The sequence below is a fragment of the Agarivorans sp. 1_MG-2023 genome, from assembly GCF_030548385.1.
Classification (GTDB): Bacteria; Pseudomonadota; Gammaproteobacteria; order Enterobacterales; family Celerinatantimonadaceae; genus Agarivorans.
Genome location: NZ_JAUOSJ010000006.1, coordinates 147238 through 163087, shown reverse-complemented (window position 1 = coordinate 163087; position 15850 = coordinate 147238). Strand labels below are relative to the sequence as shown.

Genomic DNA, 15850 nt, shown 5'->3' with positions numbered 1-15850 from the left:
CTTAAGTCGCTACTTCGCCTTCTTATAGTTACTCACTTATAAATCGAGTAACCGGATAAAGGTTTCATTTAAACCTCCTTAAATCGGTAAAAATGATCATATTGTATTAGTAATACAAAACTATAATGTGGCAAATAAAAGCGATTGTAAAGTGACCTGCCTCGCACTATTACGCTTAAAAAGCCGTCTATTTCTCAAGTTGAGATCTATGCTGTTTTACTGATAAGTCTGGTTCGATTTGTCTTTAGCAGATTTGCTTAACACGTTTATTTCCACCCTGTCTCTAGTAGTAAAACCATCAATAAGAGTGGAGAGCCTAGGAAAGAGACATGCTGCTTAGATAAAGGGCGGCGAGATTCTTTTCACTATGAATAATAAAAACAATATCTATAGGGAGTAGCTTAGTACAAGCTCTTAATACAAAAGTACTCACCAATACTTAACCAAGTTTCAATTTACAATAGGGTAAGTAAAGGCATCGTTTAGAAAGAGTAATATAATGGCGTGACAACTATAACTAACCCTAAAGCAAAAACTATCTCGTACTACTTACATTTCGTTAGCCACATCATGACAACAAACAAAGATCTTAATGACGCCTTACACTACTAGTAATACAAATAACCGTCGTTTTCAGGTTTTCCTACGCTCACATTTACACGTTTATTAACGTTAACATTCCCTTACTGATTTTTGCTTAAGCAGCCGATCATTGTCACCAAACAAGGAGATTCTTTGGCTTGAAAAGTCAAAACCCGATCATTCTCACAGACATGCGCTCAATTATTGAGCTTTAATTGTATTACTATTAATTTTTAGCAAGATTTAATGGTATACATAGCAATAAAGAACCAACAATAAAAACTAAAAAAATATCGACATTAAGGCTTTCGTTAAATTGTTGTCGGAAACGAATCTCTTAATAATTAAACGCGATTTAAAAAGGACAACGTCATGATATTTATAGGGATATTCCTAGCATTGGTTGCCTCTTACTTAGTGCTAATAGATATTGCACAAGTTATTAAGAGCCATCACTAAATACATTAAGAAAACATATGATTAAGACTAAGCCTCTAGCCGCTGTAGTTTCGCGGCTAGAACTCTTACTTCACCTCAGTGTTACCCCTTACTAGCCGCTCAACACAATCTTTAACCCCAAGCTTAACGATAAACTCAATATCTTAGAAAGTAGCGAAGGTTTCTGGCAAAGTTCTAAAAGAAGCAAACGTTAGCTTAAGCTAACCATTTGCTTTAGAAAAACCCACCAAAATCATGGTAATTAATGCATACTAAACATAGACATAATTACCTAAGCTAGTGATGGAATTAGAAGAAATATATCGTCGGGATTTAAACCTCCTCATTGCACTAACAGTGCTTATTGAGGAAGGCAGTGTGAGCCGCGCGGCCAGCCGACTAAATCTCAGTCAATCAGCCATGAGCCGAGTATTGACCCGTTTACGAGAGCTGCTAAACGACCCTTTGTTTATTCGCCAAGGCCAAGGTCTTGTTCCTACACAACGCGCGCTAGACATTACTCTGTCTTTGCAAAATCCGCTAGAGGAATTGCGACAGGTACTTAGCCCCAGTGAGTTTGACCCAGCTACTTGTCAGCAGCATTTTCGAATTGCCACCACCGACTATGCCATGCAAACCATATTGCCCTTTGCACTAGCGCGTATCTATCAAGAAGCACCAAACATCTCTTTAGAGTTTGCTCCTTTGCAGCACCAAAACCTTGCTAAGCAACTGACTTCTGAAGGTTGCGATATGGCCATTTGTCGACCAGTACAAGCGGTAGAACCACTACTAAAAGAAAGCTTAGGGCTAGTGAGCGTATTTTGTTTATTAGCAAAACATCACCCCTTAGCAGAAAAAGAATTAACCATTGAAGACTACCTCGCCTTCCCTCACGCGATGATCGCCATTAGCGATGGCGTTAAAGCACTGCTAGACGAAGCCTTAATTGAACACCCCAAACCTGCCACATTGTTACGCGCCTATCACTTAGAAGCGGCCCTAGCGATAACCGATAAAGTCCCGGTTATTATCACTGTACCAGCAGATTTAGCCTACTTGGTGGCAGAAAAAAATCAGCTAGTTGTTAAGCCGCTTCCATTCAAGTTTGAACCCTTTGATTATTCGCTAATATGGCATGCTCGCTGTGATTACTCTGCGCCTCAAATGTGGCTTAGAAACATTATTAAGCAAGAGTGCAGTCGACTCATTAGCAAACGAGTACAAGACATAGGTCTGCTTTAATACATATTGTAAGCACCAACAAAAAAGCCGACGAGATGCCGGCTTGTTCAGTATTAGCATTTAACTAGAGCTTAATCACTACTCGCCCCGTTACTTGGCCATTAGTAATCGCTTCAGCATATTCTGCCACTTGCTCTAGCTCTACTTCAGTACACGCTTGTTGGTAATAACTTTGTGGCAATAATTCAGCCAAGCGTTGCCATGCTTTAATTCGTTTTGCTGTTGGGCAACTCACCGAATCAATGCCAAGCAAACTTACATTACGCAATATAAATGGCATTACTGTGGTGGGTAAATCAAAGCCACCCGCTAAGCCGCATGCAGCAACTGCACCGTTATAGTCCATTTGAGCCAATACTTTAGCCAGTACTTTACTGCCTACAGTATCAACAGCACCCGCCCAAAGCTGCTTTTCTAAAGCACGTGCAGGCTCTTCAAACTCAGTTCTGTCAATAATACGCGCTGCGCCAAGTTGGCTAAGTAGTTCGCCATTCTGTTCAATACGGCCAGTTACAGCCGCTACTTGGTAGCCTAGTTGAGCGAGCAAACAAACCGCTACCGAGCCCACGCCGCCGCTAGCGCCGGTTACCAATATCTCGCCAGATTCAGGCGTAATACCTGCATCAACTAATGCTTGAACACACAACATAGCAGTAAAACCAGCGGTACCAATCATCATGGCTTGTTTACCACTTAAGCCTTCTGGCAGAGGCACTAACCAATCTGCTTTAAGACTCGCTTTTTCCGCCATACCGCCCCAGTGGCCTTCTCCAACTCCCCAGCCAGTTAATACAACTTTATCACCCGCCCCATAACGCGGGTCGTGAGATTGCTCAACTGTGCCAGTTAAATCAATACCTGGCACCATCGGAAAATTACGTACGATCTTGCCTTTACCGGTAATAGCTAAGCCATCTTTATAGTTAAGAGATGAATAGTCTACTTGCACTACCACGTCACTTTCGGGTAAATCTGAAACTTCAAGCTGACGAATATTTGAGTGAGTTTGCTTCTCTACTTGATCGAGAACGAGAGCCTTAAACATAGTGATACTCCGAATAGTGTGCGAGTTAATTCAATTAGCTAGAGTGTAGTCTTTCTATCACTATGTATTAAGTGAATTTTTGTCATTTAATACATGCACCACATACATAAACTTTAGTTGGCTAATCAATGTGCCAGTATACGGCTAGTAATAAGTGTTTTAGGCTGACTTATTAACCGCTGTTTGGTTAGGCGAACGCACTTTCCACAAGTTTTACCCAAGCCAAGAGATTGCTTTAATTGCTTAATAGAATCTTGACCCTCTCGCTGGGCTTTCGCTATAGCATCGTCGTTTATTTGGTGACACAAACATACCCACATTGGCGATTACTCTCTGTTAACAACATTTGAGCTAGTTTACAAAGTAATAAAACAGCCAAGCAGTAACACACTGGAGCAATAACAAAAGGCAGTAAAAATCTCAGGTTTAAGCAAAGTAACTTTAGGTAACAAGTACAACAACAAAGCATTGCTAACCTACTGATTAGTCGTGAGTAAACCGTAATTTACTCAACAACCGACAACGCTAAATAGATAATCTCCTCATCAATTAAACTGTTGAGAACAATTATGCGTACCTTGTCTGTGTTACTACTGTTTAGCGTCTCTTTTTTAGCGGCGGCCAATGGTTCAAAAGGCCAGCAGTTTGAAGATCTGTCCAAATCAGTATCCCCCTATAACCAAAGACCTCTTTACCAAGGTGTAGATACGCTAGATAACTACCAAGATATGAAAAAATACTTGTCGGTAAATCATGGTTTAGATTATCAAATACAAATCGCGCCAATAGGCCAAACCGACGGGCACGGCAATAACTATCTTGATAACGAGACAGACTTAATCATTCAAAAGCGCTTTTGGGAAAACCAAAATGGTTATGCAAAGCTGGTATTTGCGGGAGTGATGGTAAACATGCTGAATAATACTGATACTCGTAAATTTGCCGATGATGTTGGCCTTGGCCCAAGCCAACCCAACGGCGGCATGACCGGCCCAGATCAAAACATTACAGCAATAAACGGGCTGTGGTGGGAGCATAGCCTGTTAAACCGTCGGCTCACATATCGGCTAGGCCATCTTTATACCACGCGTCTATGGGCCACCAACAAATACCTTAGTGACGACCGTAGTACTTTTATGGCCTCCCCTTTCTCCCACCAAGGCTTAAGTTGGACCACTGGACAACGCGCCTTAGGCGCTACATTGTCAGTGCAGAATGATTGGGCCTATGCGCAAGTGGGCTTTAACGATGCCAAGCCCAACGGTAAAGACATTGATTTTCGAAGCTTCAGCGATGGCAAAATGGTGCGTCATATAGAGCTAGGTCTTACACCGCAGTTCAGCTTTGGAGGGGGTGAGTTTAAAGTAAGTGTCGCAGACATTGATGATACTTCTAACGCTCAAACCTCTGCTAATGACTTAGAGGCTAATCGCGCAGGACAAGCCCTGTCAATTAGCCTCAGCCAAGACATTGGCAATGTGGGTATTTTTGCTCGATATAACCGTTCTTTCCAGCGATATGTGGCTAAAACCAAAGCAGTAGCGGTAGGCGGTATTGTGTTTAATGACTTACTGAATAATCAAGACGTACTCGGTATTGGTTACGCCGAAGTAGAACCCATAGACCGTATTCGCAAACAGCACGGCAATGAAAAGTCGATAGAGATTTATTACGATTTTAAAGTCACCAATCGCCTCAGTATCGCGCCGGATATTCAGCACTACTTCACTAAATCGGCTACCAGAGGTATCAACACCGCGGGAGATACCATTATCGGTTTGCGATTAAGGTACATGCTGTAACCCAAGATTGTCTATTTGTTTCTAGACTAAACCAAAAGCAACTTGGCGCGATCCGCTATAAGCGTGTCACCTTTGGAAAAGATTTTGGCTTCATCAGCTAATAATATAGCCACATCAAATCCAAACACGCTTGATAGGAACACAACATGACCATCCAAAACAACCAAAACAATGTCGCTTTAATCACCGGGGCATCTAAGGGAATTGGTAAAGAATTGGCCCATATTCACGCAGCCAAAGGTGGCGATTTAGTACTAGTTGCTCGCAATAAGCAAAGCCTAGGCCTTCTCAAGGCAGAACTAGAAAACCAATACAAAGTATCTGTTACGGTGATTGCACTAGACTTATCTCTAGCGGATTCAGCTCAGCAGGTGTTTGAGCAGACCGAGCAACTAGGTATAGAAGTTGACGTTCTGATTAACAATGCCGGTTTTGGTGGTCATGGTAAATTCCACGAGCGCGAGTTAAGCGCAGACCAAGCCATGATGCAGTTAAATATGGTGACCTTAAGCAATCTCACTCACTTATACCTACAAGGCATGGTGGCGCGAAATAACGGCAAAATCCTAAATGTCTCCTCTACCGCTTCATTTTTGCCGGGGCCATTACAAGCGGTTTACTACGCCACTAAAGCATACGTGACTTCATTTTCACAAGCCGTTGCCGAAGAAGTGGCAGAGAATAACATTACCGTTACTGCCCTTTGTCCTGGCACCGTTGCCACTGGCTTTGTGGAAGCGGGTAACCTTGAAGGCGTAGATGCTTGGAAAAATGCCGCCAGCGCAGAGTCGGTAGCAAGGTATGGCTATCAAGCGATGGAGAAAGGCGAACTAGTGGCAATTAACCAACGTAGTTTGAGCTTCATGCTAAATTGGATTATTCCGTTTATGCCTCGTAAAACTTTGCTTAAAATATCTCGCCAATCAATGGAAAAAACTAAGTAAGAGAAAACCATGTAATCAACACTTTGCCTTAGCGTACAAAGCGCTAAGGCTTGGCCCTAAAGGGGACATTAATGACGATAAGTTCTAAATACTCGGTTCATGCCGGTTGGCGATTAATGCTAATAGACTTTGGCATTGAGCCCGCTGAGCTGCTTCGCCTTGCCCAGCTAAGGCTTGATTTGTTTGCTACCGACAATATGCAAATTACCGCCGACGAATATTTTCGATTCTGGCAAGCCCTAGATCAAATGGCCGGCGACATAGAGTTGCCCTTAAAGTTTGCTGAATCATTCAATGTAGAGTGTTTTGACCCACCTATTTTTGCCAGCTTATGTAGCCCAAACTTTAATACCGCACTGGAACGGCTGCAACGCTTTAAACCGCTGATTGCACCGCTTAAACTAGACCTAACGTTTACCAGTAAAACGACCCGATTAAGCTTAGAGCCATTGCAAGCTAATCAGCAGCTGTCTCGCACTTTTTCAATGACTGAGTTGGTGTTTTTCACCCAACTATTACGCACAGCCACGCGCAAGAACATTGAACCGCTAGCGGTGTATTGCCCCATCGAAGTATCGTCTGCCGAGCGTTATCAAGAGTATTTTGGTGTTGCGGTTAAACAGTCAGACTCTCTGGCTCTAGAGTTTAGCGCCGAGGATGCAAACTTGCCTTTTCTTACTGAAAACACCGGCATGTGGAGTATTTTTGAGCCAGAGCTGCAGAAACGCTTATCTAACCTTGAGCGTGATGCCTCTACCCAACAACGCGTGAAAAGTGCCCTATTAGAGCTTATTCCTAGCGCTCAGGTATCAATTGAAAATGTAGCCAGCCAGTTAGCCATGAGTAAACGAACCTTGCAACGTAAACTCAGTGCAGAAAACGCCAACTATCAAAACATTCTTAATAATACGCGCCAAGAGTTAGCCGAGTTCTATTTGAGTAAAACCCCTACCTCCACCTCAGAGGTGTCGTTTTTACTCGGCTTTCACGAAACCACATCTTTCTATCGGGCTTTTTCTGGCTGGACAGGCCAATCGCCAGAGCGCTTTAGAGAGCAAAACTCAGTGGTAAATACTCACTAATTGTTAGCTTATCCCATCTTTAAATCGCTTTAGGTTGGTTTACGAGCAGCGCCTCTACTATGTAGCGCTGCTCTGCCCCGCCACTAAGTTGATTAAAGGGATAACAAGTTATCAACGTTAAACGATTATCATCACTAGGTGCCATAAATTGAGTATCAGATTGATGAGCAATTTGAGTATTCACCACCTGATACAGTAATACTTCACCATCATTTGCCTCTACTTGTAATAGGTCTCCTTTGTTAACCGCAGCTAAATTGGAAAAGTGGGTATCGCGATGCCCGGCAATCACGGTGTTTCCCACCTCTCCAATTTTTGCGCCACTAAGCACTAAACCGGGGCCAAAAGCCAAAGTGCGCCCCGACGCTCCTGCCAATACATACACCGAATCGACTTGATGTTTAAAGCCAATGCTTTCTAGTTTGGTCACGAAGCTTAACTTAGCGACAGGATAGGTATCAGCCCAATGCCAAGGTTTATGAGTTTGCTGATCGGCTAGAGTGCTCTGCCAGGCTTGAGCAATTAAAAACTGCGCCAAGTAGGCTTTTGCCTGTATGTACGCGCCGTGTCCAAGCACCAAAATACCGAGGAGGAATAAACTACAAGGCACCGGATGTTTTGCCATAAAGCTAATGCTCATGGTGTTGTCCTTTTTGAATAGTTGGTTTGATTTGCTGAGTAAAAACGAGCATGAATTATCTGTTCATGCTCTTGCTTGAGATGTGTTAGTGAACCACTTGGTTTTCATTACTGAGTGTTGTTTTGCGCCAACCAAGGCCCAGCGCAAGGAGTAGCAACAAGCAACCAATGAGAATGTTTAACCGACTTGAAGTCGAGGTTTGCGGCAATATTCCACCTGCTTGCCAGCCTAACGGCATACCGCCATCTATTTGTTTATTAATAGCATCAAACGACAAAGGCTTAGCCGGCGTTAAATCTACTGCCACTAAACTGGTTTGCGAGCTCACCAAATGATATTTAAGCGCCAGTGCTAAGACTTGTTTCTCTACCCGCTCTTGGTTGAGCGAGCTTTTGCTTAACTCTAAGGCAGATATGTATTGGCGGGCCCACAATAAATCTAAACCGGCTGCTGATTGGTTAGCTTGTAAATTTAAACTACGTTGCCAAAATTGCTCACCAATGTTGCCGCTCACCACTAGCTGTTGTTGAGAGTGGCTAGGCATTTTAATGCTCACCATTAACGGTTGACCAAGGTACAAATCGGGAATGTTTGCCGGCCAATATTCAGGCACAGTGCCGTCACTGAAACTCAATTGCACATCGCTCACCACCGGGTGAGAAATTTGCTTAAATAAAGTCGTCACCTTTTGTTTCACTTCATTTTGTTTGCCTATGTAGGTAAAGGTACCTTTACCCAACTCGGCAGCACGTTGCATAAAGTGTGAATTAGGCGCGGAGCCGATACCAATGGTAAACAAGCGATTATTGCCTAATTGGTTAGTGATTAACTCAAACAAAGCAGACTCGTTACTCACTGCTCCGTCGGTGATAAAAATCACCTGGCGAAGTCGCTTGAGCTCTTCCTGCTCACGGTTAACATCTTTTAACGCCGCTTGTAAGGCCCCGTACATTTCAGTCCCACCATTGGCTTGCAGCTGGTTAACAAAAGCACGTGCTTGTTTTAGATTTTTGCTGCTGGCTGGTACCGATTGAGGCAAAAAATGCTGATAGTTTGAGTTAAATTCAATAAGGTTAAAATAATCATGCTCGGCTAATCCGCTTAATGCTTCGAGTAAGGCTTCACGAGCTTGAGCCACAGATTCTCCAGACATCGACCCAGAGGTATCTATAACCAGAATAAGCTCCCGAGGTAGGTCAATAATGTCTTCAGCGTTCCCTTGCGGCGGCATCAACATTAGCAAAGCGTAGTCATCTTTAGCTGGCAACGCTGATGTTTGATGGCTCAGTCCAGTTTGCTTGTATACCGCCGCTTCAGGACGAGAGCCGACAATAGGTTTCCACTTCAACAAGAAATCACGATTTGCATCGGTATTCAGCAATCTAATATCGATGCTGCCATCGCTAAGAACTTGCTTAGACACTGGGTGATAAACACTTTGCAAGCTATCTAACTCAAAGCCTGTATTTAAAGAAATATGTAAACTCGCCTTAAGCGGACTGGTTGATTCACTTTGGCTATATTGGCGAACGCTATGTTGCATTAGCTGCATCATGTGCTCAAAATTGCTGTTGCCATTCGCCGTTTGATACGGCTCATCCATTAAAGCAGCCAACGACAACGCTTGCGAGTTATCATCCGCCAGGGTTCTTCGCGCTTGGTCTTTGAAAATTTGCGGGGTATAGCGTGGATTGACCACCATAGGGAAGCGCAAACTAAACTCGCCATCTTGATAAGCCAACTGTTGCTGATAGCTTATTTTCACCTGCAAGCTTTCATTGGGGCCAAGATTAGCCACTGCCGTGGTAAAAATATTCGGCCTTAGTTGTTCAACTAAGCTGGCTCGCTTACCTTCTTGTTTAGCGGTATCAAAAGTACGTTTGGCTTGTTTTTTCTCTTGAATCTCCCCTTCTATTTCGCGGTCTCCCACAATTAAATGCATTTGGTCTACGGCAGCATCATTAGGTAACGGAAACATGTAGCGGCCATTAATCCAATCTTGAGTATTATTTTCAAATGTTTGAATAAGCGTCACTCTGTTGGTCATACCTGATACTGTCATTTCTACCTTGGTATGTAGCGGTAGTCGCTGTTGACGCTGGCCGTTGCTGTCTATAAACACCAAACTGCCTTGGCTTAGCTCCTGCCCGCTTTCCCTGTTGTCACTGTGCACTGCCGCTTGGCTGGGCGACGCAAAGGCCGCCCACAACACGATAATAGCGCCGCCAAAGGAGACGCTGTGACAAAAACCGCTGGCTAATCGAATAACATCTATTTTCATTAGGCTATCTCCCTTAGCTGTGGTGATTATTGCGCTGCTAACATGCCACGTTCAGACATCAGCTTTAGGGTGACGCGGCGGTCAAAGAAGTTGTTCTCTAAATTGGCCTCTGCTTGAAGCGGTGCGGTATCACCAAAGGCTTGAGAATATAATCGCGATTCATCAATACCTTGATTAACTAAATAGGCTCTTACTTCAGCTAAGCGCTGCTCCGATAAGGCTTGGTTGTAACTTGAATCCCCTTGGCGATCGGCATAGCCGGTTAAATCTAGCTTTAAATCTGGTGCTAGAGACATGGCATAAACTACGTCGTCGAGTTGCTGTTTAAAGTGAGGCTCGATTAACGAAGAGCCGGTTTTAAACTGCACGTTTAAACCAATCGCGAGCTCCTCAAGTTTTTGCTGTTGCGCCATTTTTAGCTGCTCTAATTGGGTGTTAACTCTAGCGTGCTGCTGAGTAAGAGACTCCAGCTGCTCACTGCGCTTAGCTAATACCTCTATTTCATCTTGCTGCTGGTGTAGTTGCTGCGTTTGAGCCGCTAACTCTTGTTCGTCGGCAACCGATTTGCCAATCCAGGTGCCAGTGAAGCCACCAATAAACGCGCCTATTGGGCCGCCAACTATGGCGCCAATGGCAGCTCCAGTACCAAATCCAACCATCTCACTTTTGCCGCTACGTGGTGAAGATGACTCGGTGACCTCGTTGGCAACTGATACAGTTGATAGGCTTAGGCTGCTAATAATGGCTAGGACAATTAGATGCTTTTTCATGGAGTATTTCCTTCTCAATGGATAATTATGGTTTTGTTGTTAGCTTGGTCTGTCCAAGCTGCTTCGATGGCTTAATTAAACACTGTTGAAATGGCATTAGCGGGCGCTAAAAATGGCAGTTCGCTTATCAAATGTGGCAACAAAATGGCAATTGCGCTGAAGCCACCAAAGCGTGATAAAAATAATGTATAGTCTATGCAAGTCAGCAGCTTAGAACGTAAGTGAAACCATGAAACGAATTGCCATCGTAGAAGACGAAGCGGCCATCCGCGAAAACTACAAAGATGTATTACAGCAACAAGGATATAGCGTACAGGCCTATGCTAATCGCCCTAGTGCACTCTCCGCTTTTAATACTCGCCTGCCCGACTTGGCCATCATTGATATAGGTTTAGAAGATGAGATAGATGGCGGTTTTTCGTTGTGCCAATCACTGCGCGCTATGTCGAGTACCCTGCCGATTATTTTTCTGACCGCACGCGACAGCGATTTCGATACCGTTTGTGGCCTTAGATTAGGCGCCGACGATTACTTAACAAAAGATATAAGTTTTCCGCATTTAGTGGCTCGCATTGCCGCATTGTTTCGTCGCTCAGAATTACTCGGCGCAGCCCCTTTAGAAGACAACTTACTAGAGCGAGGCCCTTTGGCTATTGATGGCAACCGCATGCAAGTGCTGTGGAACCAACAAACTATAGAGTTAACCGTGACCGAGTTTTGGATGGTACATGCACTGGCTAAACGTCCCGGCCATGTTCGAAGCCGACAAGAACTAATGACCGAGGCGAAAATCTTTGTCGACGACAGCACGATTACCTCTCACGTAAAACGTATCCGTAAGAAGTTTTTAGCCATAGACCCAAATTTTGAGTGCATTGATACGGTGTATGGCATGGGTTATCGATGGGATAGCGTGGCCTAATGCTACCAGTACTGCCAATTGGCCTACGCGCCAAAGTCACCATTCTTTCACTGTTTTTATTGTGCTTGCCTTGGTTGGGTTATCAATACGTGTGGGAAATGGAAAAATACCTGCGCTTAGGCCAAGAAAAAACCTTAGAAGGTACCACGCAAGCCTTGGCAACCGCCCTGCACGAACGCCCAACGTTGTTTAATAGCCAAGCCAGCTTTTTAAGCCAAGTACAAAAAGGCCGTGATTTATACGCCTACCCGCTTTCTGGTCCGATTCAACTCGATGGCAAACTAAACGACTGGCACGAGTACCAACACCGCATGTTGCGCTATGGCGACGAGCATGTGATTTATCAAGCCGATCCCGATGCCCCCTTGCAAAGCGAATTTACGCATATGGTGGGTAAATTTGGGCGCTATTTATATGCCTACTTTGAAGTGACCGATCAAGATGTGGTTTACCGCGGCAAAAATACACTGCGCGTAGACAACAATGACCACCTTGCCATCGCGACGCTTGCACCCGATGGCGAGTTTAGGCGCTATGTTGTGGCAACAACAGAAGATGGCTGGATAAATGCCTTTGAATTGCCCCTAGACCCCAGCTTAAACACCCCAGTAAAACCCGAGGTGAAAATTCAAGGTCAATGGTTAAAAACCAATAAAGGCTACAACATTGAACTGCGAATTCCACTGAGTATGGTTGGCAGTAAACTGGGCTTTTCGATTTACGATGTAAACCGCACACCAAAGCGAGAGTTAGTGTCTATTGTGGGTACGTCGGCCATTGATACCGTTGACCAATTGGGTACTGTACTGGTTCCCTCACCTGAGATAGAAAGCATCATCAAAGGGATGAGCCACAACAGCTCACGCATTTGGGTAGTAGATAAACACGGCCGAGTATTGGCTAAATCAGGTGATATTCGCAGTACCCAAAGTATTTGGGCTCGCAGCCTGAGCCGCGATAACAACGATGATTGGTGGAGCCGCTTTACCACCGAGTATTTACACCCACTGTATTATAAAATTCTGACTAAACCACCACAGGATTTTGTCGATTCCCTGCAAGACTCTACTGAGCTAGAAGGCAGCCACATTCAGCAAGCGCTTACCGGCAAACCCGGCTCAACGTGGCGTTTAACACCCGACGGGCGTGCCGTGGTGTTAGCTGCTGCCAGCCCGATATGGATTGACGATAAAGTGATGGGCGTAGTGGTAGCAGAAGAGACCACTAACGGTATTCGCACTTTGCGTAACCGCGCGCTAGAGCGCTTATTCAATATTATTTTGCTGGTGATGGGGGTTGGCACGCTGTCACTCTTTTTGTTTGCATCCAGCATTTCTAGCCGAATTAGAAAGCTACGCGACCAAGCTGAAAAAGCCATTGATAGCCAAGGGCGAGTAACCGCCACGTTGCCCGGTTCTAAAGACCGCGATGAAATTGGCGACCTATCACGCAGCTTTGCCAATATTGTTAGCCGTTTAAGCCAATACACGCATTACCTAGAAAACATGTCTTCGCGCTTATCTCATGAGCTTCGCACCCCAGTTGCAGTAGTGCGTTCGTCATTAGAACACCTGAGTTTACAAACACTGGATCAAGATACTCAAAAATACGTAGATAGAGCCCAAGAAGGGGTGAATCGCTTAAACATGATCCTCAACAACATGAGTGAGGCCACTCGTCTTGAGCAAAGTTTATCGCAAGCAGAAACCAGTCGTTTTCCGCTATCTAAAGTTGTGGCCGGCTGCATGCAGGGCTACCAATATACTTATCCTGAACAGGCTTTTGATTGCGATATTACGCCCAACACCTTAAACATCGTTGGTGTGCCAGAATACATTGCCCAGCTTATGGATAAGCTCGTCGCCAATGCTATGGAATTCAGCCTGCCAGACAAACCCATCAAGGTGAGCTTCCAACAGGATAACAAAGATGCGGTACTACTGATTAGCAACCACGGTCCGACTCTGCCGGATAATATGGTAGAGCAAATCTTTGAATCAATGGTGTCAATTCGCAGCCAACAAGCCCAGCAAAAGCCCCACTTAGGTTTAGGTTTGTATATTGCGCGTTTAATTACTGAGTTTCATGGCGGCCACATTAGCGCTCGCAATTTTACCGACAATAGTGGTGTTGAGTTTTGTGTTCGCCTGCCTTTAGAGCAATAGGACTAAACACAAGGTAGCGCACATTTAGCACAATTGTCGTGAGCAACGCCGCTCCCTTTCTATACTTAAGCTAATCCATATTAGTTGAGTTTAGACATGCGGCGTTTCCTTTTAGTACTTTCTCTGTATTGGGTATGCGGGCAAAGTTACGCAGAGTTACCCAAGCTCAGCTACCTCAGCGAAGATGCCTACCCCATCAATTACCGAGATAACAACGGCCAAGCAAGTGGGTTTTCGGTTGAGCTACTCAAGCTGATTTGGCAACAATTGGGTGAACCTGAGCACAGCGTAAAAATAATGCCTTGGGATAGAGCCTATTACTTGCTCGGGCAAAAACCCAATACAGTGTTGTTTGCTACGGTACATACACCAAAACGTGACCCTTACTTTAAATGGGTATGTGCTATCGATAACGTGAATATAGTTCTGATGGGCGATAACAAGCGTCATCCAAAGCTCTCCTCATTCAAACAACTCAACCACTTGAAAATTGGCGTATTACGCGCAGACGTAGGAGAACAAATTTTGCTAAACAATGGCATTGAAGACGAAAACCTAATGTTTAGCGACAGCTATCGCCATTTAATTAAGTTGTTGTTAGCTAAGCGGGTTGATTTTATCGCTGGCTCAGAGCAAACCATTAGGCACGCGGCCAAACAAAACAATTACTCATTAAAACACTACGAAGTAAGCTGGGTACTTCAAGAGCAAGAACTTTGCTACGCCTTTAATAATGCTGTCGACGACGCTGTTATTGGGCAGTTTCAACGCGCCTTAGAGGAGGTAAAGCAAGGTAGCGCGTTTAAGCAATTGCTCACGCGCTACCAGCAACAAAAATTCAACCATTGAGCTAGTCGGCTTTAATCGACACACTTTTGATAAGAGTAATAACCGACATAACCACACCGCCAGCAACAATGCCTAACAAGGCATTGTAAGCAATAGGAGCGAACACCTCCATAATCGGAGACATTGCGCCTAAATGGCCAGCCCAGTGTTGAACATGATGAGTCCAATCAGCAAACATGGGAATGCCATGGCTTAAAATACCGCCCCCCACTAAAAACATTGCGGCGGTACCCACTACGACTAGAAACTTCATGAGAATGGGCGCAAAACCTAGCAAACCTTTACCCAATGTTTGTTGTAGTTGACCGCCGTTATTTTGCTTAGCATGCTCAAGCAAATATAGACCCGCATCATCTAGTTTTACTATGCCTGCCACTAAACCATAAACCCCAATGGTCATTGAAAAGGCAATGCCCGATACCACAAGTATCTGAGTTAACAACGCGGCCTCGTTCACTGTCCCTAACGCAATAACGATAATCTCGGCAGATAAAATAAAATCGGTACGAATGGCACCTTTAATTTTATCCTTTTCAAACGCCACTAAATCCACAGTGTCATCGGAGTTGGCTTGTAAGCGCTGGTGTTTGTTTTGTTGTTCATTATCAGTATGAGGAAATAACGCATGAAAGACTTTTTCAAAGCCTTCAAAGCATAAAAATAAACCGCCTACAATCAACAATATGTTAATTGCCACTGGCAGAAAAACGCTTAAGGCTAAAGCACTTGGCACCAAGATTAATTTATTAGCAAAAGAGCCTTTAGCGACCGCCCACACCACCGGTAATTCGCGGTCAGCTTTAACCCCCGACACCTGCTGGGCGTTAAGCGCTAAATCGTCACCCAACACTCCTGCGGTTTTCTTTGCCGCAACTTTAGTCATTAGCGCAACGTCATCTAACACAGCAGCAATGTCATCAAGCAATGCGATTAAACTTAAACCCGCCATCCTAATCCTTGGAATCGGTAAAAAAGAACCATCCTAACCAAAGCTTTACAGAGCGACTAGCGCTAATTAAAGATAATTTAATCAATTAGATTAATTACTTGGGTCGTACCAGCTAAGCTTTTGTTGAGTGTTGTAT

Annotated in this window: 13 protein-coding genes; 7 read left to right on the top strand and 6 right to left on the bottom strand. The window is 44.3% G+C overall.

Going from position 1 to position 15850, the window contains the following annotated elements:
* The first annotated feature begins 1323 nt into the window (after positions 1 to 1323).
* A complete protein-coding gene (locus tag Q4592_RS10900; protein ID WP_303512794.1) occupies positions 1324 to 2265 on the top strand; it encodes a LysR family transcriptional regulator in 942 nt (313 codons plus the stop codon).
* Between the two features lie 64 nt (positions 2266 to 2329).
* On the opposite strand, the gene Q4592_RS10895 is transcribed toward Q4592_RS10900, so the two are convergent.
* Both Q4592_RS10895 and Q4592_RS10890 read right to left on the bottom strand, forming a co-directional pair.
* Entirely contained in the window at positions 2330 to 3310 is a 981-nt protein-coding gene (locus Q4592_RS10895) for an MDR family oxidoreductase (protein ID WP_303512792.1), read from the bottom strand.
* A 125-nt stretch (positions 3311 to 3435) separates the two neighbouring features.
* Positions 3436 to 3630, bottom strand: coding sequence for a (2Fe-2S)-binding protein (locus Q4592_RS10890; protein WP_303512789.1), 195 nt, complete (start codon positions 3628 to 3630; stop codon positions 3436 to 3438).
* Between the two features lie 249 nt (positions 3631 to 3879).
* Between Q4592_RS10890 and Q4592_RS10885 the strand changes: the two genes are divergently transcribed.
* The 3 genes from Q4592_RS10885 (at position 3880) to Q4592_RS10875 (ending at position 7138) form a co-directional block, all read left to right on the top strand.
* A complete protein-coding gene (locus Q4592_RS10885) occupies positions 3880 to 5112 on the top strand; it encodes a carbohydrate porin (RefSeq protein WP_303512786.1) in 1233 nt (410 codons plus the stop codon).
* Between the two features lie 146 nt (positions 5113 to 5258).
* The gene (locus Q4592_RS10880) at positions 5259 to 6056 is read left to right on the top strand and encodes an SDR family oxidoreductase (protein WP_303512783.1); all 798 of its coding nucleotides are present in this window, start codon (positions 5259 to 5261) and stop codon (positions 6054 to 6056) included.
* Positions 6057 to 6127: 71 nt separating this feature from the next.
* Positions 6128 to 7138: an AraC family transcriptional regulator gene (locus Q4592_RS10875; protein ID WP_303512781.1), complete on the top strand. Its 1011-nt coding sequence runs from the start codon at positions 6128 to 6130 to the stop codon at positions 7136 to 7138.
* A gap of 19 nt (positions 7139 to 7157) precedes the next feature.
* Here the strand turns inward: Q4592_RS10875 and Q4592_RS10870 are convergent, their stop codons facing one another.
* From Q4592_RS10870 to pdsO, 3 genes are all read right to left on the bottom strand, one after another.
* Entirely contained in the window at positions 7158 to 7778 is a 621-nt protein-coding gene (locus tag Q4592_RS10870) for a class GN sortase (protein ID WP_303512779.1), read from the bottom strand.
* A gap of 85 nt (positions 7779 to 7863) precedes the next feature.
* Positions 7864 to 10059 (bottom strand): marine proteobacterial sortase target protein, encoded by a 2196-nt coding sequence (locus Q4592_RS10865; protein WP_303512778.1) that lies wholly within the window; start codon positions 10057 to 10059, stop codon positions 7864 to 7866.
* Positions 10060 to 10085: 26 nt separating this feature from the next.
* Positions 10086 to 10829, bottom strand: coding sequence for a sortase-associated OmpA-like protein PdsO (pdsO, locus tag Q4592_RS10860; RefSeq protein ID WP_303512775.1), 744 nt, complete (start codon positions 10827 to 10829; stop codon positions 10086 to 10088).
* A gap of 229 nt (positions 10830 to 11058) precedes the next feature.
* On the opposite strand from pdsO, the gene pdsR reads away from it, so the two are divergent.
* From pdsR to Q4592_RS10845, 3 genes are all read left to right on the top strand, one after another.
* A complete protein-coding gene (gene pdsR, locus Q4592_RS10855) occupies positions 11059 to 11751 on the top strand; it encodes a proteobacterial dedicated sortase system response regulator (RefSeq protein ID WP_137675424.1) in 693 nt (230 codons plus the stop codon).
* Positions 11751 to 13916: a proteobacterial dedicated sortase system histidine kinase gene (pdsS, locus tag Q4592_RS10850; RefSeq protein WP_303512770.1), complete on the top strand. Its 2166-nt coding sequence runs from the start codon at positions 11751 to 11753 to the stop codon at positions 13914 to 13916. The genes pdsR and pdsS overlap by 1 nt, the downstream gene beginning before the upstream one ends.
* Before the next feature lie 96 nt (positions 13917 to 14012).
* Positions 14013 to 14765 (top strand): ABC transporter substrate-binding protein, encoded by a 753-nt coding sequence (locus Q4592_RS10845; protein ID WP_303512767.1) that lies wholly within the window; start codon positions 14013 to 14015, stop codon positions 14763 to 14765.
* A 1-nt stretch (position 14766) separates the two neighbouring features.
* On the opposite strand, the gene Q4592_RS10840 is transcribed toward Q4592_RS10845, so the two are convergent.
* Entirely contained in the window at positions 14767 to 15714 is a 948-nt protein-coding gene (locus Q4592_RS10840; RefSeq protein WP_303512764.1) for a DUF808 domain-containing protein, read from the bottom strand.
* Positions 15715 to 15850: the final 136 nt, after the last annotated feature.